Below are 26,128 nucleotides of genomic sequence, written 5' to 3'. Positions count from 1 at the left end.
GGCATGAAGCCGCTGCTGCTGATCGACATCGACGGCCCGCTCAATCCGTACGCGGCACTGACGCGCCGCCGGGTTCCGGACGGCTATGCGCTGCATCTGATGCGGCCGACGGGGTGGGACTACGGGCTGCCGCTGCCCGTCCTCCTCAACCCGGAACACGGGAAGGCGCTGCGTGGCCTGGCAGGCCGCTACGAGCTGATCTGGGCGACGACCTGGAAGGACGAGGCCAACCAATGGATCGGGCCGCGTCTCGGGCTGCCCCCGCTGCCGTACATCGACTGGCCGTCGATGCACGGCAGCGCGCCGGACGACACGTACTGGAAGACGCAGTACGTGGTGGAGTACGCGGCGGGCCGGCCCTTCGCCTGGGTCGACGACGAGATCTCCGAGCAGGACCGGGAGTGGGCCGCCGAGCAGGGGGCGGCCGAGGCTCTGCTGATGTGGATCGATCCGTGGATCGGACTGCTGCCGGCCGACTTCGAGGTGCTCGCCGCGTGGGCGGAGGGCCGCCGGGGCGGCGAGCTCCTCTGAGTCCACCACCCCGTTCGAGTCGCTGCCGCCCGTCCCGAGTCAGTCGTTGAGGACGGTCAGATCGAGGCCGGGCAGGCGGGCCGGATCGTTGACCACGAACATCTCGGTGACCTTCCCCCGCGCGATGGTGAAGATCATGACCGAGAACCGATCGCCATCGAGCGCCGAGACGACGGCCGGTTGCCCATCGACCTGCGCGGGCAGCGACGACCGGGCGAACGGTGCGAACATCATCGCCTGGCGGGCCACGGTCGCGGCGCCCCGCACCAGGGACGGCGCACCGACACCACCGGCTTCCGCATCGGACCGCACCACGACGTCCGGGTCGAGCACGGCGACGAGGGCCTCGAAGTCACCGCGGCGGGCGGCGGCCAGGAAGGCGTCGACGACTTCGCGCTTGCGGGTGAGATCGGGGTCCGGATCCGGTTCCACGCCCCGCACCCGGCGACGGGCCCGGCTGGCGAGCTGCCGGGCCGCGGCCGGGGTGCGGTCCACGACGCGGGCGATCTCGTCGAACGGCACGGCGAACATGTCGTGCAGGACGAAGGCGAGCCGCTCGGCGGGATCGAGCGTTTCGAGCACGACCAGCATCGCGAGACCGACCGAATCGGCCATCATCGCCTGCTGCTCCGGGTCGGCCTCCGGCCCGGAGTCGAGGACCGGGTCCGGGGCGTGCGCCTCGGGCGCGCGCGTGTCGAGCAACTCCTCTCGGCGGGAGCGGCGGGAGCGGAGCATGTCCAGGCACACCCGCCCGACCACCGTCGTCAGCCAGCCGCCCAGGTTCTCGATCGCCCGGCTGTCGGTACGGCTGAGCCGGATCCAGGCTTCCTGGACGGCGTCCTCCGCCTCGTTCGTCGAGCCGAGCATCCGGTAGGCCACGGCCTTCAGCTGGGTCCGGTTCTCCTCGAAGCGTTCGGCCAGGAACTCGCGCCCGTCCACCTCACGTCCGTTCACCCCGTGTCCGCCCCACTCATGTCCGTGCACAGTCGCATTCCTCCGTAGTGTGCCGTCACTGCGATGACGAACCGGGGCTCACCGATGTGACAGGTGGATCAGCGCCCCTTCACCGGCGCCGGGCGCGCCCGCTCAGCTCCACGGCAGCGCGGCGCGGCGGTGCCAGTACGCCTCCGGCTCCTCCACGAGCGCCTCGAGCCGGGCGCACCGTGCCTCGTCGAGGTCGACGACGGCCGCGTGCAGGTTTCCGGCGAGCTGGTCGAGGGTCGCCGCGCCGGAGAGCACCACTGAGGCCCACGGCTGGTGCATTACGAGCGCCAGCGCGATCGCGTCGCTGCCCACGCCGGCGTCGGCCGCGATCTCCTGGACCACGGCGGGGGCATCCGTTCCGGCGAGCCGGCCGTTGGCCATGGCTTCCTTGACGATCACGGTGAGCCCGGCGTCATGGGCCTCGGCGAGCGCGGCTCCGGCCGAGGTCTCCAGGGCGTTGTAGGTGGCCTGGACGGTGCGGAAGAGCGGTTCGCCGTCGACGGTGACGGCGAGGGCGGCCCGGATGGCGTCGGCCTGGGCGGGTCCGCTGGTGGACAGCCCGACGCTGACCCCTGCCGCGACGAGTTCGGCGAGCCGCGCGTGCAGCTCCCTGTCGGTGAGGGCCGGGCTGTCGGCGGTGACCGAGTGGATCTGGTAGAGGTCGAGCCGGTCCCCGAGCAGCGCCTCCGTCTCGGCGCGCTGGCGCAGATACGTGGCCAGGCTGTGGTCCTTGACCTCGTGCGCCTCGGCTTCCACGCTCCAGTCGGCGGTGTAGGTGTAGCCCCACTTGCTGCCGATGACGACATCGTCCGCCTCCGGGTGCGCCGTCAGCCAGCCGGCCAGGAACTCCTCCGAACGACCGTAGGAGCGGGCCGCGTCGAAGTAACGGACGCCCTGCGCGTAGGCGGCGTCCAGCAGTTCGTGGGTGCGCACGCGCAGCGCCTCGACGCCGCGGTCGGCGGGCAGATCGCGGTCGCGGTGCAGGTTGATGTAGCCGGGCCTGCCGACCGCCGCCAGGCCGAGCCCGATGTGGGCGGTCGGAGTCGTCGCCGTGGCCGAGGGGGCCTCCCCTGGTCGAGCGGAGCCGAGAGCTCGGGGAAGGGAGAAAGACATCGTGGGCTCCTCGTCGATCGGGTGCGCTTCCCCGTCAACGTAACTCAGCCGGATTCGCGTGCGCCCGGTCGCGGGATCCGCCCGATCGGACCCTCACCGGACGGGAAACGGACCGGGTCCGGTCATCAGCCCCGCGCCCTCTCGTCCCCCGCGCCGTCCGGTCGCCGGCCATTCCGGACGCCGAAGGGCGGGGAGCGTACGACCGCTCCCCGCCCCGAAGTCGCCGGCGCGCCGTCAGTTCTTCGCAGTGGCCCACGCCTGCTGGACGGCGAGGTCGGCCTTGACCTCGGCGAGCTGGACGGCAACGGCGGACGGGGCCGTACCGCCGCGACCGCTGCGGGAGGCGAGGGCGCCGGGCACGTTGAGGACCGTGCGGACCTCTGGGGCAAGGTGCTCGGAGATCTTCGCGAACTGCTCGTCGGTCAGCTCGTCGAGCTCGATGCCCTGCTGCTCGCACGTCTTGACGCACTCGCCCGCGACCTCGTGGGCGACGCGGAACGGCACGCCCTGCTTGACCAGCCACTCGGCGACGTCGGTGGCGAGCGAGAAGCCGGCCGGGGCCAGCTCCTCCATGCGCTCGCGGTTGACGGTGAGGGTGGCCATCATTCCGGTGAAGGCGGGCAGCAGGACTTCGAGCTGGTCGCACGAGTCGAAGACCGGCTCCTTGTCCTCCTGGAGGTCGCGGTTGTACGCGAGCGGGAGGGCCTTCAGCGTGGCCATCAGACCCGTCAGATTGCCGATCAGCCGACCGGACTTGCCGCGGGCCAGCTCGGCGATGTCCGGGTTCTTCTTCTGCGGCATGATCGAGGAACCGGTGGAGAAGGCGTCGTGCAGGGTGACGAAGGAGAATTCCTTCGTGTTCCAGATGATGACCTCCTCCGCGATCCGGGAGAGGTTCACGCCGATCATCGCGGTGATGAAGGCGAACTCGGCGACGAAGTCGCGGGATGCCGTGCCGTCGATGGAGTTGGCGACGGAGCCGTGCTCGAAGCCGAGGTCGGCGGCGACCGCTTCCGGGTCCAGCCCGAGGGACGACCCGGCCAGTGCGCCGGAGCCGTAAGGGGAGACGGCGGTCCGCTCGTCCCACTGGCGCAGCCGCTCGGCGTCCCGGGACAGGGACTGCACGTGGGCCAGGACGTGGTGCGCGAAGAGCACCGGCTGGGCGTGCTGCAGATGCGTACGGCCGGGCATCGCGACGTCCGGGTGCGCCTCGGCGAGGCCCACCAGGGCGCCCTGGAGCTCGGCGATCAGCCCGCCGATGATCCGGGCGTGGTCGCGCAGGTACATCCGGAAGAGGGTGGCGATCTGGTCGTTCCGGGACCGGCCGGCGCGCAGCTTGCCGCCCAGGTCCGGGCCGAGGCGTTCCAGCAGTCCGCGCTCCAGCGCGGTGTGCACGTCCTCGTCGGCGACGGTGCCGGTGAACGAGCCGTCGGCGACGTCGGCTTCGAGCTGGTCGAGACCGGCGATCATGCGGTTCAGCTCGTCCTCGGTGAGCAGACCCGCCTTGTTCAGGACGCGCGCGTGGGCGCGGGAGCCTGCGATGTCGTACGGCGCGAGCCGCCAGTCGAAGTGGACGGAGGCGGACAGCTTGGCCAGTGCCTCGGCGGGACCGTCGGCGAAGCGGGCGCCCCAGAGGCGTACGTCGCTGTTGCCGTTGCCGTTGCTCACTGCGTGCTCCTCGGAAGAACAAGGGGGTGGATGTGCGACCGCCTCCCCGTGCGGAGGGCCAGGGAGGCGGTGACGCGACTGCTGGGGGTCGGGCGAGGTCTACGTCACGCTATGCCTGAAGATCGCGCTTGGCGGCGATCTTCGACGAGAGGCCGAAGATCTCGATGAAGCCCTGCGCCTTGGACTGGTCGAACGTGTCGCCCGAGTCGTAGGTGGCGAGGTTGAAGTCGTAGAGCGACTGCTCGGACTTCCGGCCGGTGACGACGGCGCGGCCCGCGTGCATGGTCATCCGGATGTCACCGGTGACGTGCTGGTTGGCCTCGTTGATGAAGCCGTCCAGGGCGCGCTTGAGCGGGGAGAACCACAGGCCGTCGTAGACCAGCTCGCCCCAGCGCTGCTCGACCTGCCGCTTGTAGCGGGCCAGCTCGCGCTCGACGGTCACGTTCTCCAGTTCCTGGTGGGCGGTGATCAGCGCGATCGCGCCCGGGGCCTCGTACACCTCGCGGGACTTGATGCCGACGAGACGGTCCTCGACCATGTCGATCCGGCCGATGCCCTGGGCGCCGGCCCGCTGGTTCAGCTGCTGGATCGCCTGGAGGACGGTGACCGGCTTGCCGTCGATGGCGACGGGCACACCCTCCTTGAAGGAGATGACGACCTCGTCGGCCTCGCGTGGGGTGGCGGGGTTCTCGGTGTACTCGTAGATGTCCTCGATCGGCGCGTTCCAGATGTCCTCCAGGAAGCCCGTCTCGACGGCCCGCCCGAAGACGTTCTGGTCGATGGAGTACGGGGACTTCTTGGTGGTCGCGATCGGGAGGTTCTTCTCCTCGCAGAAGGCGATCGCCTTGTCCCGGGTCATCGCGTAGTCACGGACCGGGGCGATGCACTTCAGGTCGGGGCCGAGCGCGGAGATGCCGGCCTCGAAGCGGACCTGGTCGTTGCCCTTGCCGGTGCAGCCGTGGGCGACGATGCCGGCGTTGTGCTTGTCGGCGGCGGCGACGAGGTGCTTGACGATGGTCGGCCGGGACAGGGCCGAGACCAGTGGGTAGCGGTCCATGTAGAGGGCGTTGGCCTTGATCGCCGGGAGGCAGTACTCCTCGGCGAACTCGTCCCTGGCATCAGCGACCTCGGCCTCGACGGCACCGCAGGCGAGTGCGCGCTTGCGGATGACGTCCAGGTCCTCGCCGCCCTGGCCGACGTCCACGGCAACGGCGATGACCTCGGCGCCCGTCTCCTCGGCGATCCAGCCGATGGCGACGGAGGTGTCCAGACCGCCTGAGTAGGCGAGTACGACGCGCTCGGTCACGGGTTTCTCCTTACGGTGCAATCACTGATGGGTATAACTATGCAGTCCTCCGTATGTTTTGTCAAAGGTGCAGGTGAGAGTGGCGTGTCGCGGGGCCTTCGCGAGCGGAGAACAGCGGACTCGACGGTCCCGCGGCGCCTGGTGCCGCATCCGGCCGCACACCGGGACAAGGGCGGTGATCAGCGGCCACGAAGACCGCGAAGCGGTGCGCGACTGTTGCGGGCGGCGGGCCCGTACCGGCATCCCGCCAGCTGAAATGACCCCGGCCATGCAGTAGTTGGTGACGATAATGACCACCATGGGAAAAACGTACGAGCAAATCGACGGACGGATCAGGACCTTCATCGAAGAGCAGCACATCTTCTTCACGGCGACCGCGCCCCTGGACGGCGAGGGCACGGTGAACCTCTCCCCCAAGGGCGTCAGCGGCTCGTTCGCCGTCGTCGACGAGCTGACCGTGGCCTATCTGGACTTCGCGGGCAGCAATGCCGAGACCATCGCCCATCTGCGCGAGAACGGCCGCATCACGCTGATGTGGTGCGCCTTCCAGGGGCCGCCGAACATCGTGCGGGTGCACGGTCGCGGCGAGCCGGTCTTCCGTGACGATCCGCGTTTCGGCCCGCTGCTCGGCCACTTCCCCGACGTGGACCCCGCCACGCACGGGCTGCGCGCCATCATCGTGGTCACGGCCGAGCTGGTCCGGGACACCTGTGGGTTCGCCGTGCCGTTCATGTCGTACGACGAGGACCGGCCACTGCACGCCCAGCGCTTCGCCCGCGAGGACGACGCATCGCTCAGTGGCTACTTCGAGAAGAAGGAGCACGTCGCGACGAGTATCGACGGGCTGCCGGGGCTGCCGCTCCCGCTGCCGGCCATGCCGGGCGCAAAAGGAGACGTGGTGGGGAATTGAGCCGTCCGGAGCAGATCCGGAGGTGACAGCCCGCCGCACGGTCTAGCGTCCGTGGCATGCGCAGATCTCTGGTGATCGGTTCGGTACTGCTCGCGCTGGCCGGCTCGGTCGCGGCCCGGCCCGCCGCGACGCCGGCTCTCCCGGAACGGCTGGCCGACACCGGCGGCGGCACCCAGCTGATCACGGCCGAGGCCACGTCCGCGGGGTCCACCACGGGCACCGTCACCTGGTGGAATCTGCGCCGGGGCACCTGGGTGAAGGGCGGCTCCACCCCGGCCCGGTTCGGTGCGAAGGGCCTGGCCGAGGGGGCGTCACGCAAGCAGGGCACCAACACCACACCCACCGGCCTGTACGACCTGCCGTTCGCCTTCGGCATCAAGGCGGCGCCGGCCGGCACCGTCCACCCGTACCGCCGGGTCAACAACCGGTCGTGGTGGTGCCAGGACAACGGGGCGCGGTCCTACAACCGCTGGGTGGAGCCGCGGCCGGCGGACTGCCGGGCGAGCGAGGCGGAGCATCTGATCGCGTATCCGACGCAGTACGCCCGCGCGCTCGTCATCGGCTTCAACTACACACGCCCGGTGCGGGGGCTCGGCGCCGGGATCTTCCTGCACGTCAACGGGCGTGGCGCAACCGCAGGTTGTGTGTCCGTACCGGCGGCCGCGATGGACCGGATCCTGGACTGGGTGGATCCGGCCCGCCGTCCGCACATCGCGATCGGGACCCGTTCGGGACCGATCGCGATCACGCGCTACTGAGACCGACCGGCGATCGCCGGTCGGTCTCGGGTGCCTCGGGCCGGCGCCGGCCCGCTCAGCGTTCCTTCTGGGCCAGTCGCAGCAGGTGGTCGGCGAGCGCCTGGCCGCCCGCCGGGTCACGGCTGATCAGCATGAGGGTGTCGTCGCCCGCGATGGTGCCGAGGATGTCGTGCAGTTCGGCCTGGTCGATGGCCGAGGCGAGGAACTGGGCCGCGCCCGGCGGGGTGCGCAGCACCACGAGGTTGGCCGAGGCCTCCGCCGAGATGAGCAGTTCGGCGGAGAGGCGCCGCATCCGCTCCTCCTTCGCGGACCCGCCCAGCGGTGCCTGCGGGGTGCGGAATCCGCCCTCGCTCGGCACCGCGTAGATCAGCTCGCCGCCGGTGTTGCGGATCTTCACCGCGCCCAGCTCGTCCAGATCGCGGGAGAGCGTCGCCTGGGTGACGCTCAGCCCGTCGTCGGCCAGGAGCTTGGCCAGCTGGCTCTGCGAGCGCACCGGCTGCCGGTTCAGGATGTCCACGATCCGGCGGTGGCGTGCGGTGCGGGTCTGCGGCACGGACGGCCCGCCGTGCTCGGTCTCCTGCGCCTCGGTCATCGTCGTCGCCTCATTCTCCGGATCGTCCGTCCCCTTTTGCCGCGTCGAGAGCGCCCGGCAGCGCCCGGAGGAACGCGTCCACCTCCGTGTCACCGATGATCAGCGGCGGCATCAGCCGCAGCACATCGGGGGCGGGTGCGTTCACCAGGATTCCGGCTCCCTGAGCCGCCTGTTGCACCTGAGGCGCGAGGGGCTCGATGAGCACGATACCCAGCAGCAGCCCGGAGCCGCGGACATGGGAGACCAGAGGGTGCCCGAGACCCTCCACTCCGTTCCGGATCTTCTCGCCGAGCCGCTTCACCCGGTCCAGGGCGCCGTCGGCCGCCAGGGTGTCCAGGACGGCAAGACCGGCGGCGCAGGCGATCGGGTTGCCACCGAACGTCGTGCCGTGCTGGCCCGGCTTCAGCAGGTCGGCCGCCGGACCGAACGCGACGGCCGCGCCGATCGGCAGTCCGCCGCCGAGGCCCTTGGCGAGGGTGACGATGTCGGGCTCGACGCCCTGGTGGGCCTGGTGCTCGAACCACTGGCCGCAGCGGCCGATACCGGTCTGCACCTCGTCGAGGACGAGCAGGGTGCCGGTGGCCCGAGTGATCTCGCGGGCGGCTTCCAGGTAGCCCCTGGGCGGCACGACCACACCGTTCTCGCCCTGGATGGGCTCGATGATCACCAGGGCGGTGTCGGTGGTCACGGCGGCCCGCAGCTCCTCGGCGTCCCCGTAGGGGACGTGGGTGACATCGCCGGGCAACGGTTCGAAGGGCTCGCGCTTCCCGGGCTGGCCGGTGAGCGCGAGTGCGCCCATGGTCCGGCCGTGGAAGCCGCCGTCGGTGGCCACCATATGGGTCCGCCCGGTCAGCCGGCCGATCTTGAAGGCTGCCTCATTGGCCTCGGCGCCCGAGTTGCCGAAGTAGACCCTGCCCTCGCGGCCGAAGAGCTGGAGCAGCCGTTCGGCGAGGGCGACGGGCGGCGGCGCGATGTAGAGGTTGGAGACATGGCCGAGGGAGGCGATCTGGGTGGAGACGGCCTCGACGACGGCGGGGTGGGCGTGGCCCAGCGCGTTCACCGCGATACCGCCGACGAAGTCGAGGTACTCGGTGCCGTCGGCGTCCCACACATGGGCGCCTTCGCCGCGGACGAGAGACAGCTGCGGGGTGCCGTAGTTGTCCATCAGCGCGTGGCTCCAGCGCTGAGAGAGCTCCTGGTTGCTCATGACTCCCCCTGTGCGTCGGGCACGACCATCGTGCCGATTCCTTCGTCGGTGAAGATCTCCAGCAGGATCGAGTGCTGGACCCGGCCGTCGATGACACGGGCGGTCTCGACGCCGTTGCGCACGGCGTGCAGGCAGCCCTGCATCTTGGGCACCATGCCGCTGGACAGCTCGGGCAGCAGCTTCTCCAGCTCGCTGGCGGTGAGACGGCTGATCACGTCGTCACTGCCCGGCCAGTCCTCGTACAGGCCCTCGACATCGGTGAGGACCATCAGCGTCTCGGCGTTCAGCGCGGCGGCGAGTGCGGCGGCCGCGGTGTCGGCGTTGACGTTGTAGACGTGGTTGTCGTCGGCGGAGCGTGCGATGGAGGAGACCACCGGGATCCGGCCGTCGTCCAGCAGCGCCTGGATCGCCCCGGTGTCGATGGCGGTGATCTCGCCGACCCGGCCGATGTCGACGAGTTCGCCGTCGATGGTCGGCCGGTGCTGGGTGGCGGTGATCGTGTGGGCGTCCTCGCCGGTCAGGCCGACGGCGAGCGGGCCGTGCTGGTTGAGCAGTCCGACGAGCTCGCGCTGGACCTGTCCGGCCAGCACCATCCGTACGACGTCCATCGCCTCCGGCGTGGTGACGCGCAGACCGGCCTTGAACTCGCTGACCAGGCCCTGCTTGTCGAGCTGGGCGCTGATCTGCGGGCCGCCGCCGTGCACGACGACGGGCTTGAGGCCGGCCTGGCGCAGGAAGACGACGTCCTGGGCGAAGGCCGCCTTCAGCTCCTCGTCGATCATGGCGTTGCCGCCGAACTTGATGACGACGGTCTTGCCGTTGTGCCGGGTCAGCCAGGGCAGCGCCTCGATGAGGATCTGCGCCTTCGGGAGTGCGGTGTGCTTCCGCGCCGGAGTCATGAGCTGTACGCGCTGTTCTCGTGGACGTAGTCCGCGGTGAGGTCGTTGGCCCAGATGACGGCCGACTCGGTGCCCGCCGCCAGGTCGGCGGTGATCTCAACCTCCCGGTAGCGCATGTCGACCAGGTCGCGGTCCTCGCCGACTCCTCCGTTCTTGCAGACCCAGACGCCGTTGATGGCGACATTCAGCTGGTCGGGCTCGAAGGCGGCCTTCGTCGTACCGATCGCGGACAGGACGCGGCCCCAGTTGGGGTCCTCGCCGTGGATGGCGCACTTCAGGAGGTTGTTACGGGCGATGGAGCGGCCCACCTCGACGGCGTCGTCCTCGGTGGCGGCGTTGACGACCTCGATCCGGATGTCCTTGGAGGCGCCCTCGGCGTCACCGATGAGCTGCCGGGCGAGGTCGGCGCAGACGGTCCGTACGGCCTCGGCGAACTCGTCCTGGTCCGGGGTGATTCCACTGGCGCCGGAGGCGAGCAGCAGGACGGTGTCGTTGGTCGACATGCAGCCGTCGGAGTCGACCCGGTCGAAGGTGGTGCGGGTGGCGGCGCGCAGCGCGGTGTCCAGCGCCGGGGCGTCCACATCGGCGTCGGTGGTGAGGACGACCAGCATGGTGGCGAGGCCGGGGGCGAGCATGCCGGCCCCCTTGGCCATGCCGCCGACGGTCCATCCCTCACCGCCCGCGACGGCGGTCTTGTGGACGGTGTCGGTGGTCTTGATCGCGATGGCGGCCTTTTCGCCGCCGTGCTCGCTCAGCGCTGCGGCGGCGGTCTCGATGCCGGGCAGCAGCTTGTCCATCGGGAGCAGCGTCCCGATCAGTCCGGTCGAGGCGACCGCGATCTCGCCCGCGCTGTGGCCGGGGAGCACCTCGGCGGCCTTCTCGGCGGTGGCGTGGGTGTCCTGGAAGCCCTGTGGGCCCGTACAGGCGTTGGCACCACCGGAGTTGAGCACGACGGCGCTGACTTCGCCGCCCTTCAGTACCTGCTCCGACCAGAGGACGGGGGCGGCCTTGACGCGGTTGGAGGTGAAGACGCCCGCGGCGGCATGACGCGGACCGTTGTTGACCACGAGGGCCAGGTCCGGGTTACCGCTCTCCTTGATTCCCGCGGCGATGCCTGCCGCGGAGAACCCCTGTGCTGCCGTGACACTCACGGTGCGACTCCGATCGTGGAAAGACCTGTGTCCTCGGGAAGTCCGAGGGCGATGTTCATGCTCTGCAGGGCGCCGCCGGCGGTGCCCTTGGTGAGGTTGTCGATGGCGCTGATGACGATGATCCGGCCCGCCGCTTCGTCGTACGCGACCTGGATCTGCACCGCGTTGGAACCGTGGACGGCCGCCGTGGCGGGCCACTGCCCCTCGGGGAGCAGGTCGACGAACGGCTCGTCGGCGAACGCCTTCTCGTACGCGGTGCGCAGGGATTCGGCGCTCACGCCCGGCTTCGCCTTCGCGCTGCACGTGGCGAGGATGCCGCGGGGCATCGGCGCCAGGGTCGGCGTGAAGGAGACGGTGACCGGTGCGCCGGCTGCCGCGCTGAGGTTCTGGATCATCTCGGGGGTGTGCCGGTGGTCCCCGCCGACGCCGTACGGGGACATGTTGCCCATCACCTCGGAGCCGAGCAGATGCGGCTTGGCCGCCTTGCCCGCCCCGGAGGTGCCGGACGCGGCGACGATCACGGCCTCGGGCTCGGCCAGCTGGGCCACGTACGCCGGGAAGAGCGCGAGCGACACGGCGGTCGGGTAGCAGCCGGGCACCGCGATGCGCTTGGAGCCTGCCAGCGCCGAGCGTCCGCCCGGCAGTTCGGGCAGACCGTAGGGCCAGGTACCCGCGTGCGGAGAACCGTAGAACTTCTCCCAGCCCGCGGCGTCCTTGAGCCGGAAGTCGGCCCCCATGTCGACGATCAGCACCTCGTCACCGAGCTGCTCGGCGACGGCGGCGGACTGTCCGTGCGGGAGGGCGAGGAAGACGACATCGTGCCCGGCGAGTACCTCGGGGGTGGTCGGCTCAAGCACCCGGTCGGCGAGCGGCCGCAGGTGCGGCTGCAGCGCGCCGAGCTTCTGCCCCGCGTTGGAGTTGGCCGTGAGCGCCCCGATCTCGACCTGGGGGTGACCCAGCAGGAGACGGAGCAGCTCCCCACCGGCGTATCCGCTCGCCCCTGCCACTGCTGCACGTACCACCATCGAAATCCTCCTCGTGATGGCATGACTATACGCATTCCCGCACTTTTATGCAAAGGATCTGTGGGAGCGCGCTGCTCGGAACCCGATCCTGCAAGTCGTACGCCGACGGGCATCGCAACCTGCGCGTCGTAGTCGGCGAACGCCGCCAGCCATGGCCGAGTACACCTGGTGCCGTGACCGGCAATGTTTGCGACGGGGCAAAGCTTGCCGGGAGGGGCACTAGCCGAGCGCGCGGTCGAGACCGAAGGCCGCGCTGATCAGCGCCAGGTGGGTGAAGGCCTGAGGGAAGTTCCCGCGCTGCTCCCCGGTGTGGCCGATCTCCTCGGCGTACAGACCGAGGTGGTTGGCGTACGTGAGCATCTTCTCGAACGCGAGTCGGGCCTCGTCCAGGCGGCCGGCTCGGGCCAGCGCCTCGACGTACCAGAACGAGCAGATCGAAAACGTGCCCTCATCGCCCCGCAGTCCGTCCGGGCTGGCCTGCGGGTCGTAACGGTAGACCAGCGAGTCGGACACCAGGTCCTCGCCCAGCGCGTCCAGCGTGGCGAGCCACTTCGGGTCGGTCGGCGAGACGAACTTCGCCAGCGGCATCATCAGCAGGGACGCGTCGAGGACGTGCCCGTCCTCGTACTGGACGAAGGCATGCCGCTCCTCGGACCAGCCATGGCTCATGATCCGGCGATAGATCGCATCCCGGGCCCGCCCCCACCGCACGATGTCGACGGGCAGGCCGCGACGCTGGGCCAGCCGCATGGCGCGCTCGATGGCCACCCAGCACATCAATCGCGAGTAGAGGAAGTTCTTGCGCCCGCCGCGGGTCTCCCAGATTCCCTGGTCGGGCTGGTCCCAGTGGTCGCACAACCAGTCGACCAGCTCGCTGATGCCGTCCCAGTGCGCACTGGAGATGGGCTGCCCCCACTTGTTGTAGAGATAGAGGGCGTCGATGAGCGCCCCGTAGATGTCCAGCTGCAACTGGTCGACGGCGCCATTGCCTACGCGTACGGGGGCCGAGCCCCGGTAGCCCTCAAGATGGGTCAGCTCGCGTTCGGGCAGCTCACGGCGCCCGTCGATGCCGTACATGATCTGCAGCGGGCCGGTCTCCTCGGTTGCTTCGAGACGGACATGCTCGGTGAGGAAGCCCATGAAGGCCTCGGCCTCCTCGGTGAAGCCGAGCCTGAGCAGCGCATAGACACAGAACGCCGCGTCACGGATCCATACGTAGCGGTAGTCCCAGTTGCGCTCGCCTCCCATACGTTCGGGCAGGCTGGTGGTCGGCGCGGCGATTATGGCGCCGGTCGGGGCGTAGGTGAGCAGCTTCAGGGTGAGGGCGGAGCGGTGCACCATCTCCCGCCAGCGACCGCGGTACCGCGACCGGGACAGCCACCGCCGCCAGTACCCGACAGTGGCGTTGAACTGGTGCTCCGCCTCGGTCAGCGGGCAGAAGCGGGGTGCCACGTCGCCGCCGACCCGGTCGAGGGCGAAGACTGCGGACTCCCCCTCGTGCAGCTTGAACAGCGACCATACGTCCTGGCCGGCGACCTCGAGCGGCGCACTCGACGTCAGCGCGAGAGTGAGTGAGGGCGATTCGAAGACCGCCTGGCCATGCTGTACGTGAAGGGTGTGCGGCTGCTCCCCGTACTCGAAACGGGGGGCCACACGGGCGCGGAACGGCAGCGATCCGCGGACGCAGACCACGCGGCGGATCAGCCGGTGCCGGTCGGCCTCGCGCGAATCGTCGAGTACCGGCATGAAGTCCTGGACCTCGCCGACGCCGTCCTCCGCGAAGAAGCGGGTGATCAGCACATTGGTGTCGGGGAAGTAGAACTGCTTGGTACGCGTCGGAGCATCCGCCGTGAGTTCGAAGTACCCGCCACGGTCGGCGTCGAGGATCGAGGCGAAGACACTGGGTGCGTCGAAGCGCGGGCAGCAGTACCAGTCGATGGTGCCGTTGGTGTCCACCAGGGCCGCACTACGCAGATCGCCGATCAGGCCATGATCGGCAATCGGCAGATAGCGGGGCCCGCCGACACCCGCGGATGCGTCGAAAGCACTGACCGTCCCGGCGCTCGCGTTGGCCTCAACAGTCACATCGGACCTCCCTGAGCCTCCGCACCCCCTCTTCAGGCTAGCCAGTCGTCGACGTACAGAACAAACGGGAACGGGCGCCGGCGCACCTGCCCCAGTGACCGTGCCGAAGGGGCCGGTGCCCGCCCGTCGGCGCCGAGCGGATCGATGTCAGGATGGTCCCCATGACGAGCAAGGTTTACTTCGACATCACCATCAATGACGAGCCCGCTGGGCGGATCACGTTCAAACTGTTCGACGACGTCGTTCCCAAGACCGCGGAGAACTTCCGTGCCCTGGCGACCGGCGAGAAGGGATTCGGCTACAAGGGTTCCTCGTTCCACCGGATCATCCCCGACTTCATGCTGCAGGGCGGCGACTTCACCCGCGGTGACGGCACGGGCGGCCAGAGCATCTACGGCGCCAAGTTCGCCGACGAGAACTTCAAGCTCGCGCACACCAAGCCGGGCCTGCTCTCCATGGCCAACGCCGGCCCCAACTCCAACGGCTCGCAGTTCTTCATCACGACCATCGTGACGTCCTGGCTGGACGGCAAGCACGTGGTGTTCGGCGAGGTCGACAACCAGGAGAGCATGGACCTGGTCAAGAAGATCGAGGGCCTCGGTTCGCAGAGCGGCCGCCCCCAGGCGAAGATCACCATCGCGGACAGCGGCGTCCTCTGACCCGCACCCGCTGAACGAGCGCGCCCCCGACGGTCTCCGTCGGGGGCGCGCTCCGTCGTTCCCGGCGGCCGGCCGGACCCGGTCCTCCCGGCATGCGCACGAGTGGCATGCGCGGTCGGATTTCCGTCGGCCACCTACTGTCAACCAAAGGTTGACACATGTCGACTGTCAACCTAGGGTTGACACATGGAGAATCCCGTACGCATGACCCATCCGGTGCGCCTCGACGAGCTGATCGAGGCCATCAAGAAGGTTCACACCGACGCACTCGACCAGCTCTCCGACGCGGTCATCGCCGCGGACCACCTCGGGGACGTGGCCGACCATCTGATCGGGCACTTCGTGGACCAGGCCCGGCGCTCGGGCGCTTCCTGGTCCGACATCGGCAAGAGCATGGGGGTGACCCGGCAGGCGGCGCAGAAGCGGTTCGTCGCCAAGGACCCCGGCGAACTGTCCGACCTCGACCCCAGCCAGGGGTTCAGCCGCTTCACCGAACGGGCCAGGAACGTCGTGATGGCCGCGCAGAACGAGGCGCACGCGGCGCGCAACAACGAGGTGAGTACCGGGCATCTGGTGCTCGGGCTGCTCAGTGAGCCGGAGGCACTGGGCCCCGCGTTCATCAAGGCCCAGGGAGTCACGCTGGAGGCCGTCCGCCGGGCCGCGGCCGAGTCGCTGCCGCCGGCGGTGGCGGGCGAACTGCCCGAACTCGTCCCGTACGACGCGGGGGCCCGCAAGGCGCTGGAGCTGACGTTCCGCGAGGCCCTGCGGATGGGCCACAACTACGTCGGCACCGAGCACATCGTGCTCGCCCTGCTGGAACAGGAGGACGGTGCGGGTGTGCTGACGGGTCTCGGCATCGACAAGGCGACGGCCGAGACGGCGATCGCCGAGGCCGTCACCCTCGTCGCCGGCTCGCAGGAGCAGGCATGACCGGCTCGGTCAATCCGGGCTGAGCCGTGCGGGAGGCGGGAGGCGGGAGCCGGCCCCGCCTCCAGCACATCGTCACAGCGCCCCGTACACCGCCTCGATCAGGGCGGGACCGGCCTCCACAAGGCGACCGCCGGACCGCGGCTACCCGCGCCGTCGTGGCCGAAGGCCTGTGGAGCGAGGCCGCACGATCCCTCCGGGACGCGGTCGCCACCGCCTGCGGGACAAAGTTCGGTCAGCGCGCCCCGGCTTCGAGTCTGAGGCTCCAGCGGCCCGGCAGGCCGGTGAGCGTGACCGTGGACAGCGGCCGGACATCGATGTTCCAGTACGTCGGCGGCGGGGCCTTGAGCGCGTAGACGAGGGCGGCCCGGACGACCGCCGGTTCGGCGACGGCGACGATCGAGCCGTCGCAGGCCGGGCGGGTGTCCAGCCAGCCGCCTATCCGCGTGATGAAGGCGAGCAGCGGTTCACCGCCGTGTGGGGCGGAGCGCGGGTCCGCGAGCCAGGCGTCGACGGCCGCGGGTTCGCAGGCCGTGACATCGGCGAGGGTGCAGCCCCGCCAGCGGCCCATGTCGCAGTCGCGCAGGGCGGGCTGGACGAGCGGGGCGAAGCCGAGCGCGTCGCCCGTTGCGCGGCTGCGCGGGGTGGGTGAGCAGTAGCGCAGTTCGGCGGCGCCCAGCGGCACCAGCGCGTGCGCGGCGAGCTGCACCTCGTGCCAGCCGGCGTGGTCGAGCGGCCGGTCGTCGTCGAAGCGCTCGGCGAGCAGGGCGGAGCTGCGTGCCGCGGCGACGAGCGTGACTCGAACAGTCATGGCGGTGATCGTGGATCCGAACGCCACGCAGGTCAAGAGGGCCTCCACCGGCGCATCCGGCCGGGCATGACCACGTACCTCTCTTACGCCTCGTGGTGTCCTCGCTCACGGCGGCAGCTCACCCCCCGGACCCGCCCAGGACCTCGTCGCAGGCGGTGCGCAGACGGCGGACGCCCTCGGCGATCTCGGCCGCACCGGCCACCGCGGCATAGCTCAACCGGACCTGCGGGGACGGGGGTTCGGCGCAGAAGTACGGGCGACCGGGCGCGATGGCCACGCCCGCGCGCAGGGCCGCCGAGACCACCGCGGACTCGTCCGTACCGGCTTCCGCCTCGGGCAGGCGCAGCCACAGGCTGCCGCCGCCCGCGGGAATGTGCGGGAGTGCGAGGGCCGGGAGCTCCTGCCGCACTGCCGTCGTCATGGTGGTGCGCCGGTTTCTCAGCTCGGTCGACACCGAACGCAGATGGTGGCCCCACGCCGGGGAGCCGACCAGCTCGAGCGCGGCCTCCTGGAGCGGTCGGGGGACGAAGAAGCTGTCCACGACCTGGATGGCCCGCAGCCGGCCGAGGACCGGACCGCGCGCGGCGAGCGCGCCCACCCGCAGACTCGGCGAGGTGATCTTGGTGAGGGAGCAGACGTGGACGACCACGCCGTCCGGGTCGTCGGCGGCCAGGGGTGTGGGCAGCGGCCCGGCGTCGTCGTGGGCCAGGCGGCGGGCGAAGTCGTCCTCGATGACGAAGGCCCCCGCCGCACGGGCGATCCGGACGACCTCGCCGCGCCTTTCGGGGGCCAGGACCGCGCCGGTCGGGTTCTGGAAGAGCGGCTGGCAGACGAAGACGCGGGCGCCGGTGGCCCGGAACGCGGCGGCGAGCAGCTCCGGCCGCACACCGTCGGCGTCGACGGGCACCGGCACGGGCCGCAGCCCGGTGGCGCGGGCGGCCGCCAGCATGCCGGGGTAGGTGGGCGACTCGACCAGGACCGGGGCGCCGGGCGGGGCGAGCGCACGCAGCGCGGTGGCCAGGGCGCTCTGGCCGCCCGCAGTGATCAGGACATCGGCGGCGGTGAGCGCGGGCCCGATCTGGCGGGCGAACCAGGCCCGTAGTTCGGTCAGACCGTCGGTGGGCGGTCGCCCCCAGGCACCGGGGCGGCGCCCGGCCCTGGCGAGGGCGGCGGCGAGCGCCCGCTCCGGCTGGAGCGAGGGATGGAGGTAGCCGCCGTTGAGCTCGATGACACCGGGCGGGGGTGCGGCGAGCGTGACCAGGACACCGGAGGCGTCGACCGTGCGCGGCACCGCTTCGGCGCCGCGGTCGCCGCTGAGGGAGACCTCCTGCCAGGAGGTGTCGCCCTGCGGGGGCGCATCGGTACGGGGCTGCGCCCGGAAGGCTCCGGAACCGGGCCGGGTGACGACGAGGCCCTCGGCGGCGAGCTGGGCGATGGCCCGGGAGACGGTGACGGGGCTGACCCGGAAGCGCTCCACGAGGGCCCGGCTCGACGGAAGCTTTCCACCGGGTGAGTAGCGGTTCAGTTCGCTGCGGAGAGATCTGACGAGTTCAGCGACACTGCTACGCTCTTGCATGAAAGCTGATGATAGCGCTACTCCCGTTGGCACGATAGCGGTTGATGCATCGACGGCCGGACCGACGGCTGAATCGACCGCCGGATCGACCGCCGTATCAACGGCCGGTCCGGCGAACCGCGGTGGCGTGGTTCTCGCCGGGCTCGGTGTCGTCGCCTTCTCGCTGACCTTCCCGTCCACGGCCTGGGGCCTGGGGAGCTTCGGCCCCTGGTCGCTGGTGGCGCTGCGCACCCTGCTCGCCGCGGCGATCGCGGGCGCCGTGCTGATGGCGGGGCGCGTACCGGTGCCGGACCGACGGCACCGGCCGGGGCTCCTCGTCGTCGCCGCGGGCGTGGTGATCGGCTTCCCGCTGCTGACCACGCTGGCCCTGCAGACCTCGACGACCTCGCACGCGGCCGTGGTGGTGGGGCTGCTTCCACTGACCACCGCGGTGTTCTCCTCGTTGCGGACAGGGGCGCGGCCGCCCCGTACCTTCTGGGTCGCGGCGCTCACCGGGGCGGCGGTGGTGATCGCGTTTACCGTGCAGCAGAGTGGCGGCGCGCTGTCCGGGGGTGATCTGTATCTGTTCGGTGCGCTGCTGGTGTGCGCGGCGGGGTACACCGAGGGCGGCAGGCTCGCCGGGATCATGCCGGGCTGGCAGGTGGTCGGCTGGGCACTCATCTTCTCCCTGCCGCTCGCGGTGGCGGGGGCCGCGATCGCGCTGCCCCTGGAGCCGGTGCGGCCGACCGCGCACGGAGTGATCGGCCTGGTCTGGGTGGCGGCCGGGTCCACGTTCCTCGGCCTGTACGTCTGGTACCGCGGGATGGCGGAGATCGGGGTGCCGCGGGCCAGCCAGCTCCAGCTCGCCCAGCCGATGCTGACTCTGGTGTGGTCGTTCCTCGTACTCGGCGAGAAGGTCTCGACGGCAGCGCCGGTGGCGGCGATCGCGGTGCTGGTCTGCATCGCGGTCACTCAACGGGCGGGGCGCGCCCGGCGTGCGGGGTGAGAACCCCGCACCCTCCACCGGGCGAAGTCGCATTTCGGTCATAGACTTGTCGACATGGACCGCCACCCGTGAGGAGGTCACACCCGATGGAGGCACACGCGGGCGACCGTCTGCTGATGCACGGCAGGACCGTGGGACAGCACGACCGGGTCGCAGAGATCGTCGAAGTGCTCGGGGCCGGGGGCACTCCCCCGTACCGCATCCGCTTCGAGGACGGACACGAACACCTGATTTCGCCCGGTCCCGACAGCGTCGTACAGCACAAAGCCCGTAAGCAGGCACCGGAGACCCGGTAGCGGCCTCCGGCGGACGGCACTGCTCTTCCCCCGGGCCCCGGGCGGGCCGACGGGGATCCCGGCGGCCCGCCCGCGCAACAGGGTGCGTCCACCCCGCTGCTTCGGTCAGCGGGGTGGACGCACCCTGTTGCGGTAGTGGTCGGCCACCACCCGGCCCATGGTTCCGATCCGGTCCGTGACCACGTCCGTGCCGGAGAAGTAGACGTGGCCGCGCACCTGGTCGTAGTCGGCGGCGAAGTCGAGGTGGCGGGAGAGTTCGGTCGGGTCCTGCCAGGCGGCGGGCTGCGCGGGGTCGCCGGCCTTGTAGAGCGCCTCACCCACGAACAGATCGACGCCCGTGCCCCGTACGACCTGGTTCCACCAGGGCAGCAGCTTGGCGTAGTCGGCGGCTGCGAAGCCGATGTTCCAGTAGATCTGCGGACAGATGTAGTCGATCCAGCCCTTCTTGATCCAGCCGCGAGTGTCGGCATACAGATCGTCGTACGTCTGCACGCCCGCCTTCGTGTCGGAGCCGAGCGGATCGGTCGCGGCGTTGCGCCAGACGCCGAACGGGCTGATCCCGAACTGGACGTGCTTCTTGATGCTCTTGATCCGCTCGGCGGTCTCGCGCACCAGCTTGTCGGTGTTGGCGCGCCGCCAGGCGGCCTTGTCCGGGAAGCCCGCGCCGTACTTCGCGTACGTGGCGTCGTCGTCGAAGACCTGCCCGGCCACCGGGTACGGGTAGAAGTAGTCGTCCCAGTGCACGGCGTCGATGTCGTAGCGGCGGACCGCGTCGAGCATCGCGTCCTGGACGAAGCGGCGGACCTCGGGGATTCCGGGGTTGTAGTAGAGCTTCCCGCCGTACGGCAGGACCCAGTCGGGGTGCAGCCTGGCGGGGTGCGAGGCGATCAGCCGGGACGGATCGGTGTGGTTGGCGACCCGGTACGGGTTGAACCAGGCGTGCAGTTCCAGGCCGCGGCGGTGCGCCTCGTGGACGGCGGTGCCCAGCGGATCCCAGCCGGGGTCCTTGCCCTGAACCCCGGTGAGGTACTGCGCCCACGGTTCGTAGGGCGAGGGCCACAGCGCGTCGGCGGTCGGCCGGACCTGGAGGATCACCGCGTTCAGCCGCCGCTCGACGGCCTCGTCGAGATACCCGATCAGCTCGGCCTTTTGCTTGGCCGCCGTCAGACCGGGCGCAGAGGGCCAGTCGAGGTTGGCGACGGTCGCGACCCACATACCGCGCAGCTCACGCCGCGCGACCCGGCGACCGCCCACGCGCGGCGGTGCGTCCGTCCGCCCGGAACCGGCCTGCCGGGACGGAGCCGCGACGGCGTCACCGGCCATGGTGACGGTGCTCACCACCCCCGCGACCACTCCGGCCGCACCCGCAACAAAGCCTCTCCTGGCCATTTGCCGCATTTCGTTGCACCTGCCGTCTCTATGTCATCGTCCGTCGCCCCTGTATTCAGGCGTAACGCAGAGCATGCCCGCCCCGGCCCGCGGTGACCCCTAGGTCGCGGAGTAACGTCGGGGGGTCGGGGCGGGCACCGGATCGGACGGGAACCTGCGACTCTGAGAACAGCGAAAGGCATGAGGTGACGGACTCTATGGCCGACATTGCACGCGTCGGAGTGGTGGGCTGCGGCCAGATGGGCGCGGGCATCGCAGAGGTGTGCGCCCGCAGCGGTCTCGAGGTGATGGTGGCCGAGACCACCGGCGAGGCGCTGGAGATCGGGCGCACCCGGCTGCACAACTCCCTCTCGAAGGCCGCAGAACGCGGCAAGATCACTCCGGCGGAGCGCGACGAGACCCTCGCCCGGCTGAGCTACACCACCGACCTCGGGGAGTTCGCCGATCGCGATCTCGTCATCGAGGCCGTCGTGGAGAACGAGCAGGTCAAGACCGAGATCTTCCAGGTGCTCGACCAGGTGGTGACTCGGCAGGACGCGATCCTCGCCTCGAACACCTCCTCCATCCCGCTGGTGAAGCTGGCCGTGGCGACCTCTCGCCCGGACCATGTCATCGGCATCCACTTCTTCAACCCGGCCCCGGTCCAGAAGCTCGTCGAGCTGATCCCCGCGCTGACGACGTCCGACGAGACGGTGGAGCGTGCCGAGGCCCTGGTGCAGGACGTCCTCGGCAAGCACCCGATCCGCGCCCAGGACCGCTCCGGTTTCGTCGTCAACGCGCTGCTCATTCCGTATCTGCTCTCCGCGATCCGGATGTTCGAGTCGGGCATCGCCAGCCGTGAGGACATCGACAACGGCATGGAGCTCGGCTGCGCCCACCCGATGGGCCCGCTGAAGCTCTCCGACCTGATCGGTCTGGACACCGTGGCCTCGGTCGCCGATTCGATGTACGCGGAGTTCAAGGAGCCGCTGTACGCCGCTCCCCCGCTGCTCCAGCGGATGGTGGACGCGGGCCGGCTCGGCCGCAAGACCGGCTCGGGCTTCTACCCGTACTCCTGATCCGTCCTCTCGTGCCCGTACGGGACCGGCCGGTGCAACGCCCCGGCCGGTCCCGTACGCGGTTCAGGGCGTCTCACCCCAGCCGTAAGTGATGGAGCATCATCAGCCCGGCCACCATGCCGGCGGCCGGGACCTCGCCGCGGGCGATCATGTCGGGCACCAGCTTGAGCGGTATCCACTCGCGGCGCGAGGACTCGAAGTCGTCGCTGGGGTGGCCGGTCCAGGTGGCCTCCTCGGACCAGTAGAGGTGGTGCCGGGCGTCGGTGAGACCGTTCGACGGCTCCACGGTCAGCAGCGGACGCAGCGGGCCGGGGCGCCAGCCGGTCTCCTCCTCCATCTCCCGGGCCGCGGCGGCCGCGATGTCCTCACCGTCCTCGACGACGCCGGCGGCAAGCTCCCAGCCCCAGCTGTCGGTGATGAACCGGTGCCGCCACAGCAGCAGCACCTCGTTGGCGTCGTTGACGACGGTGGCCGCCGCGACGGGGCGGAGCCGGATCAGGTAGTGGTCGAGATGACGGCCGTCGGGGATGAGCACATCCGCCAGATTGACCCGGAACCAACGGTTCTCATACACGGTTTGTTCGTTGAGATTCGTCCAATGCACAGTTTTGCCACCTTCCGACAAGTAGGTGGCAACATCGCAGCAGGCGCAGGACCGGAGGGGAACGTACTGGTACCGGCGGTCACTCATGCGCAGGCGTACTCACAGCGGAACGCGCAACGCCCCGTCGATCAGTTCGGCGGCCCGCCCCGCCTCGGCACAGCCGCTCGCGATCAGGTCCTCGCGCACCGCGCGCAGCCGGTCGCGCAGCCGCCGCGACTCCATGCCCCTGGCCCGCTCGGCCATCTCCACCGCGGTGGCCGCCGCGCGGTCCGCTTCGCCCTGGCGCAGCTCGATATGGGTCAGCATCGCGAGCCGGTGCACCCGGCCCCGGTCGTGCGCCGGCGTCCGTACGGCCGTCGCCGCGTGTTCCCTGGCCCCCGGCAGATCGCCGAGGCTGAGCAGCGCCTCGGCCACCTGCACATCGACCAGGCCCGGCTGGACGTACCCGGTCTCGTCCGGTTCCTGGCCCGGACGGATGCGTTTCGCCTCCGACTCGGCCCGCCGGATGCACTCCAGGGCGCTGCCCGCGTCGCCGAGGTTGGCGTACGCCTTGGCCTGCATGGCGTACAGATCGGCGGCCAGCGCGGGAGTGATGTGGCCGCCGGCGGCCCGCAGTGCCGCCTGCGCGAAGGCCACCGACTGCCGGTACTCGGCGAGGCACAGCGACTGGTTGACCAGCAGGGCGATCACATAGCCGCCGAAACCCCGGTCCCCGCTCGCCTTGGCCAGCCGCAGCGCCTGGTGGAAGTAGCGCTGGGCGAGCCCGTGCGCGTCGGAGTCGTAGGCACAGATGCCCGCGACGGCCACCAACCCGCCCGTCGCCCGGTGCAGTTGCCGCCCCGTCGCATCGCTGTAGGCGCCACGCAGCAGCGGGGCGGTCTCCGTGTTGAGGAAGCCGACGATGCGGGATCGGGTCGCGATTCCGCCTGCCCTGCGGTACATGAGTTCGTAGTGGGCGCGGGCCGCGCGCAGGGTCACTATGTCGGCCGTGCCGACCCGGGTGGTGCCGCTGCGGGCGACGTCGAGGTCCTCGGGCGGGTTCTCCCATTCCCAGACGGGCATCACCGCCGTGGTACCCGTGACGGCGGCCGAGGCGAGTATGTGCGGGCGCTGCTGTGCGTCGGAGCGCCACAGCGCGGTGGCCCGCTCGACGAATCCGCCGAGCGTGGACGCGGGCACGGCCGCACCGGCGCCCGGAGCCGCCATGCCGACGTCGTCCAGCGAAAGAGGCCTGTTCAGCCGGTTCCCGAGCACCTCGCAGACCAGGTCCGGCACCTGGCCGCGGGGGCGCTGCCCCTTCAACCAGCGGGCCACCGCGGTGTGTTCGTACCGCAGGCACAGTCCGCGGGAGCGGCCGGCCCGGTTGATGTGCGCGGCGAGGCCGGCCCGGGAGACGCCCGCCTCCTCGATCAGGGCCGCCAGCAGAATGTTGGGCTCCCTTGCCCCCATGTGCCCCTCCGGTGGTTCGGCACGCCGAGGCGTGCCGAACCAGTGGAGCACGATTCACACGGGGTGTGAACGGAATGCCCGAACCGTCCCGCCGCGCGCTCTGGCACGCCGGGGCCCGGATCGGTTGAATCAGTCGTCTCGCAAGAGGCGGTCGGGTCGTCTGCTCCCCCTCGTACAGCCGACGACCCGCACCCGCGCCGTCCGTTTCCGCCGACCTGCCCGATACTCCGTGGCGGCGCGGACGGCGCCGGATCGCACGACCCACTGCCCACGGATCGGAGGGTGGCTGCGGAGTCGGCACGGAGCCGGGCTCCCCCGGGCCGGGCCGGGGCCCGCGTGCGGTCCTCGCCGTTCGGCGAGCACGGGAGGGGGCGCGTCCGGTGACCGGACGCGCCCCCTCCTGATCGCTGTCCACGGGATCACGAAGTAGAGCAACAGCAGCGGGAAACCGTTCCCTTCGTGCCTGCGGCGGTGTCCGTACCGGGCGGTTCACCGTGGCAGTACGGTCACGCCGGTGGTGGAGACGGTGGGGCCGGGCACCGTACGGGACAGATGTGCAGGTGACCGGCCCCGAGGGCTTCACCCTGTGCATGTGCACAGCTCTCGGGGGTGCGGGCTGTGGCAGCCTGTACTGATGCCCGTGCTTGCGTCTCACCTGCTCGCCCAGCGTGAACTGCGGCTGACCGCGGTCACCGATCCCGGTGGCTGGGCCGAGGTGCCCATCAGCTGGTCCTCCACCACCGAGCTGGAGGATCCGGTCCCGTTCCTGCGCGGCGGTGAGCTGGTTCTGACCACCGGCCTGCGGCGGCGTACCCGCCGGGAGTGGGACCAGCTGGTGCGTGACCTGGTCGCCGTGCCCGTCGCGGCGCTCTGCATCGGGATCGGGCTGGTTCACGACCGGGTGCCGGCGGGGTTGCGGGACGCCGCCGAACGACACGGGCTCGCGCTGCTGACTTCCCCGGTGGAGATCCCGTTCATCCAGATCAGCCGGTGGACGGCGGACCAGATCTTCGCCGAGCAGTACGCCCGGACCCGGCTCATGATCCGCCTGCAGGACGAGATCACGGGAGCCCTGCTCGCGGGCCGCGGCCTGCGTCATCTCGTCGCCGTACTGGCCCACCATCTGAGCGCCGAGGTCGCCGTCCTCGACACGGCGGGCACGGTGCTGGAGCAACACCCGTCGGCCGCGCGCTGGCCGGTGGAGGAGGTGGCCGCCGCCTCGAACCAGCCGCAGGCAGCGGACACTTCGGGGACCGTGTCCTTGCCGGTGCGAGCGGATGGCGTCGTCGTCGGGTACATCGCGGCCCGGGGCCCCGGTGAGCAGGTCACCCTGCTCGCGCCGACGGCCAATCTCGTCGGCCTGGAGATCGCGCGGCGCCAGGCGCTGGTGTCCGGCGGCCGTGAGCTGGTCGCGCAGGTGATCGCGGACATCGTCCACCACGGTCTCCCCGAGAAGGAGGCGCAGCGCAAGCTGGCCCAGCTGGGGCTGGATCCGCAGGGCAGCCACCGGGTGGTCGTGGCGAGCTCCGCACACGCGGCCTCCTTGCTGCGGCAGCGCCCCCTCGACCTGGTCGCACTGTTGCAGGGCCGGTCCGACCCGTACCCGATGTGCCCGCTCGACGACGGCATCGTCGTGGTGGTCGGTGCGGACGGCGACGCACGGACGGTCGCCGACCGGTTGTTGCGCCACCTCGACGGCCGGCCCACGGCAGCGACGGTCGGCGTCAGTGGCCCGCACCGCGGCTCCCACGGCATCCGCATCGGCTATCACGAGGCCCGGCACGCCCAGGGGCAAGGGTCCGGCGTGCAGGAATGCCGCACGCTGTCACTCCCCGGCCTGATCCTGAGCAGCGCCGACCTTCCGCTGGCAGAACTCGCGAGGAGCCTGCTCGAACCCCTGCGCCGCTACGATGCCGCCCACGGTGCGGCGCTGGAGGCCACCGTGCGCCTCTACCTCGAACACGACGGCTCGATGGCCGAAACATGCCGGGCCATGAACCTGCACCGCAATTCGCTGCGGTACCGGATCGACCAGATCGAGCGACTGCTGGGCAAACGACTCGGCGCCACCCAGGACCGACTGGAACTATGGCTGGCCCTCCAGGTCCTGGCGCCACCGGATGACTGATCCGGCACGGCCGGCCG

General features: G+C 70.7%; 24 protein-coding genes. 9 read left to right on the top strand and 15 right to left on the bottom strand.

Annotated features, from left to right (window positions below; genetic code table 11):
- The first annotated feature begins 3 nt into the window (after window positions 1-3).
- Window positions 4-531, top strand: a complete 528-nt coding sequence (locus ACZ7L9_RS26275) for a hypothetical protein (RefSeq protein ID WP_471418785.1) — start codon at window positions 4-6, stop codon at window positions 529-531.
- Window positions 532-570: 39 nt separating this feature from the next.
- On the opposite strand, the gene ACZ7L9_RS26270 is transcribed toward ACZ7L9_RS26275, so the two are convergent.
- The 4 genes from ACZ7L9_RS26270 to ACZ7L9_RS26255 all read right to left on the bottom strand — a co-directional run bounded on the left by ACZ7L9_RS26270 (window position 571) and on the right by ACZ7L9_RS26255 (window position 5,602).
- Window positions 571-1,470, bottom strand: a complete 900-nt coding sequence (locus ACZ7L9_RS26270; RefSeq protein WP_471418972.1) for a sigma-70 family RNA polymerase sigma factor — start codon at window positions 1,468-1,470, stop codon at window positions 571-573.
- 147 nt (window positions 1,471-1,617) lie between these two features.
- Entirely contained in the window at window positions 1,618-2,628 is a 1,011-nt protein-coding gene (locus ACZ7L9_RS26265) for an aldo/keto reductase (RefSeq protein WP_471418783.1), read from the bottom strand.
- Between the two features lie 234 nt (window positions 2,629-2,862).
- A complete protein-coding gene (gene argH / locus ACZ7L9_RS26260; protein WP_471418781.1) occupies window positions 2,863-4,296 on the bottom strand; it encodes an argininosuccinate lyase in 1,434 nt (477 codons plus the stop codon).
- Between the two features lie 109 nt (window positions 4,297-4,405).
- Window positions 4,406-5,602 (bottom strand): argininosuccinate synthase, encoded by a 1,197-nt coding sequence (locus tag ACZ7L9_RS26255; protein WP_471418779.1) that lies wholly within the window; start codon window positions 5,600-5,602, stop codon window positions 4,406-4,408.
- Window positions 5,603-5,900: 298 nt separating this feature from the next.
- Here ACZ7L9_RS26255 and ACZ7L9_RS26250 point away from each other — a divergent pair, with 298 nt between their 5' ends.
- On the top strand, window positions 5,901-6,512 hold the full coding sequence (locus ACZ7L9_RS26250; RefSeq protein ID WP_471418777.1) for a pyridoxamine 5'-phosphate oxidase family protein: 612 nt from the start codon (window positions 5,901-5,903) through the stop codon (window positions 6,510-6,512).
- A gap of 56 nt (window positions 6,513-6,568) precedes the next feature.
- Window positions 6,569-7,270 (top strand): L,D-transpeptidase family protein, encoded by a 702-nt coding sequence (locus ACZ7L9_RS26245; RefSeq protein ID WP_471418776.1) that lies wholly within the window; start codon window positions 6,569-6,571, stop codon window positions 7,268-7,270.
- 55 nt (window positions 7,271-7,325) lie between these two features.
- On the opposite strand, the gene ACZ7L9_RS26240 is transcribed toward ACZ7L9_RS26245, so the two are convergent.
- The 6 genes from ACZ7L9_RS26240 to ACZ7L9_RS26215 form a co-directional block, all read right to left on the bottom strand.
- Entirely contained in the window at window positions 7,326-7,862 is a 537-nt protein-coding gene (locus tag ACZ7L9_RS26240; RefSeq protein ID WP_266745179.1) for an arginine repressor, read from the bottom strand.
- Between the two features lie 10 nt (window positions 7,863-7,872).
- Window positions 7,873-9,069 carry an acetylornithine transaminase gene (locus tag ACZ7L9_RS26235; protein WP_471418775.1) on the bottom strand — a complete coding sequence of 399 codons (1,197 nt, stop codon included), beginning with the start codon at window positions 9,067-9,069 and terminating at the stop codon, window positions 7,873-7,875.
- Complete coding sequence (gene argB / locus ACZ7L9_RS26230) at window positions 9,066-9,968, bottom strand: acetylglutamate kinase (RefSeq protein ID WP_471418774.1); 903 nt, start codon at window positions 9,966-9,968, stop codon at window positions 9,066-9,068. The genes ACZ7L9_RS26235 and argB overlap by 4 nt, the downstream gene beginning before the upstream one ends.
- A complete protein-coding gene (gene argJ / locus ACZ7L9_RS26225) occupies window positions 9,965-11,119 on the bottom strand; it encodes a bifunctional glutamate N-acetyltransferase/amino-acid acetyltransferase ArgJ (RefSeq protein ID WP_471418773.1) in 1,155 nt (384 codons plus the stop codon). The genes argB and argJ overlap by 4 nt, the downstream gene beginning before the upstream one ends.
- The gene (argC, locus tag ACZ7L9_RS26220; RefSeq protein WP_471418772.1) at window positions 11,116-12,144 is read right to left on the bottom strand and encodes an N-acetyl-gamma-glutamyl-phosphate reductase; all 1,029 of its coding nucleotides are present in this window, start codon (window positions 12,142-12,144) and stop codon (window positions 11,116-11,118) included. The genes argJ and argC overlap by 4 nt, the downstream gene beginning before the upstream one ends.
- A gap of 219 nt (window positions 12,145-12,363) precedes the next feature.
- On the bottom strand, window positions 12,364-14,151 hold the full coding sequence (locus ACZ7L9_RS26215; RefSeq protein ID WP_471418970.1) for a glycoside hydrolase family 15 protein: 1,788 nt from the start codon (window positions 14,149-14,151) through the stop codon (window positions 12,364-12,366).
- 239 nt (window positions 14,152-14,390) lie between these two features.
- Here ACZ7L9_RS26215 and ACZ7L9_RS26210 point away from each other — a divergent pair, with 239 nt between their 5' ends.
- Window positions 14,391-14,888 (top strand): peptidylprolyl isomerase, encoded by a 498-nt coding sequence (locus ACZ7L9_RS26210; protein ID WP_471418770.1) that lies wholly within the window; start codon window positions 14,391-14,393, stop codon window positions 14,886-14,888.
- A 186-nt stretch (window positions 14,889-15,074) separates the two neighbouring features.
- The gene (locus ACZ7L9_RS26205; RefSeq protein WP_471418768.1) at window positions 15,075-15,818 is read left to right on the top strand and encodes a Clp protease N-terminal domain-containing protein; all 744 of its coding nucleotides are present in this window, start codon (window positions 15,075-15,077) and stop codon (window positions 15,816-15,818) included.
- A 232-nt stretch (window positions 15,819-16,050) separates the two neighbouring features.
- On the opposite strand, the gene ACZ7L9_RS26200 is transcribed toward ACZ7L9_RS26205, so the two are convergent.
- Both ACZ7L9_RS26200 and ACZ7L9_RS26195 read right to left on the bottom strand, forming a co-directional pair.
- Window positions 16,051-16,626, bottom strand: a complete 576-nt coding sequence (locus ACZ7L9_RS26200) for a histidine phosphatase family protein (RefSeq protein WP_471418766.1) — start codon at window positions 16,624-16,626, stop codon at window positions 16,051-16,053.
- Window positions 16,627-16,744: 118 nt separating this feature from the next.
- Entirely contained in the window at window positions 16,745-18,202 is a 1,458-nt protein-coding gene (locus ACZ7L9_RS26195; RefSeq protein ID WP_471418765.1) for an aminotransferase-like domain-containing protein, read from the bottom strand.
- Here ACZ7L9_RS26195 and ACZ7L9_RS26190 point away from each other — a divergent pair.
- Together ACZ7L9_RS26190 and ACZ7L9_RS26185 are read left to right on the top strand one after the other, a co-directional pair.
- Window positions 18,201-19,187, top strand: coding sequence for a DMT family transporter (locus ACZ7L9_RS26190; RefSeq protein ID WP_471418763.1), 987 nt, complete (start codon window positions 18,201-18,203; stop codon window positions 19,185-19,187). The two genes, ACZ7L9_RS26195 and ACZ7L9_RS26190, sit on opposite strands and share 2 nt — an antisense overlap.
- Window positions 19,188-19,273: 86 nt before the next feature.
- Window positions 19,274-19,483: a DUF1918 domain-containing protein gene (locus ACZ7L9_RS26185; protein ID WP_471418761.1), complete on the top strand. Its 210-nt coding sequence runs from the start codon at window positions 19,274-19,276 to the stop codon at window positions 19,481-19,483.
- A 105-nt stretch (window positions 19,484-19,588) separates the two neighbouring features.
- Here the strand turns inward: ACZ7L9_RS26185 and ACZ7L9_RS26180 are convergent, their stop codons facing one another.
- A complete protein-coding gene (locus ACZ7L9_RS26180; protein WP_471418759.1) occupies window positions 19,589-20,881 on the bottom strand; it encodes a glycoside hydrolase family 10-like protein in 1,293 nt (430 codons plus the stop codon).
- A gap of 188 nt (window positions 20,882-21,069) precedes the next feature.
- Between ACZ7L9_RS26180 and ACZ7L9_RS26175 the strand changes: the two genes are divergently transcribed.
- Window positions 21,070-21,930, top strand: a complete 861-nt coding sequence (locus ACZ7L9_RS26175; RefSeq protein ID WP_471418757.1) for a 3-hydroxybutyryl-CoA dehydrogenase — start codon at window positions 21,070-21,072, stop codon at window positions 21,928-21,930.
- Window positions 21,931-22,003: 73 nt separating this feature from the next.
- Here ACZ7L9_RS26175 and ACZ7L9_RS26170 read toward each other — a convergent pair whose 3' ends face one another.
- Both ACZ7L9_RS26170 and ACZ7L9_RS26165 read right to left on the bottom strand, forming a co-directional pair.
- Window positions 22,004-22,534 carry an NUDIX domain-containing protein gene (locus ACZ7L9_RS26170; RefSeq protein WP_471418755.1) on the bottom strand — a complete coding sequence of 177 codons (531 nt, stop codon included), beginning with the start codon at window positions 22,532-22,534 and terminating at the stop codon, window positions 22,004-22,006.
- A 99-nt stretch (window positions 22,535-22,633) separates the two neighbouring features.
- Window positions 22,634-23,983, bottom strand: coding sequence for a transcriptional regulator (locus tag ACZ7L9_RS26165; RefSeq protein WP_471418753.1), 1,350 nt, complete (start codon window positions 23,981-23,983; stop codon window positions 22,634-22,636).
- Window positions 23,984-24,623: 640 nt separating this feature from the next.
- Here ACZ7L9_RS26165 and ACZ7L9_RS26160 point away from each other — a divergent pair.
- Window positions 24,624-26,111, top strand: coding sequence for a PucR family transcriptional regulator (locus tag ACZ7L9_RS26160; RefSeq protein ID WP_471418751.1), 1,488 nt, complete (start codon window positions 24,624-24,626; stop codon window positions 26,109-26,111).
- Window positions 26,112-26,128 lie beyond the last annotated feature (17 nt).

It is taken from the genome of Streptomyces sp. NPDC111516, assembly GCF_055635345.1.
Note: the sequence above shows the minus strand (reverse complement) of the source record. Positions and strands in the feature narration are given on the sequence as shown.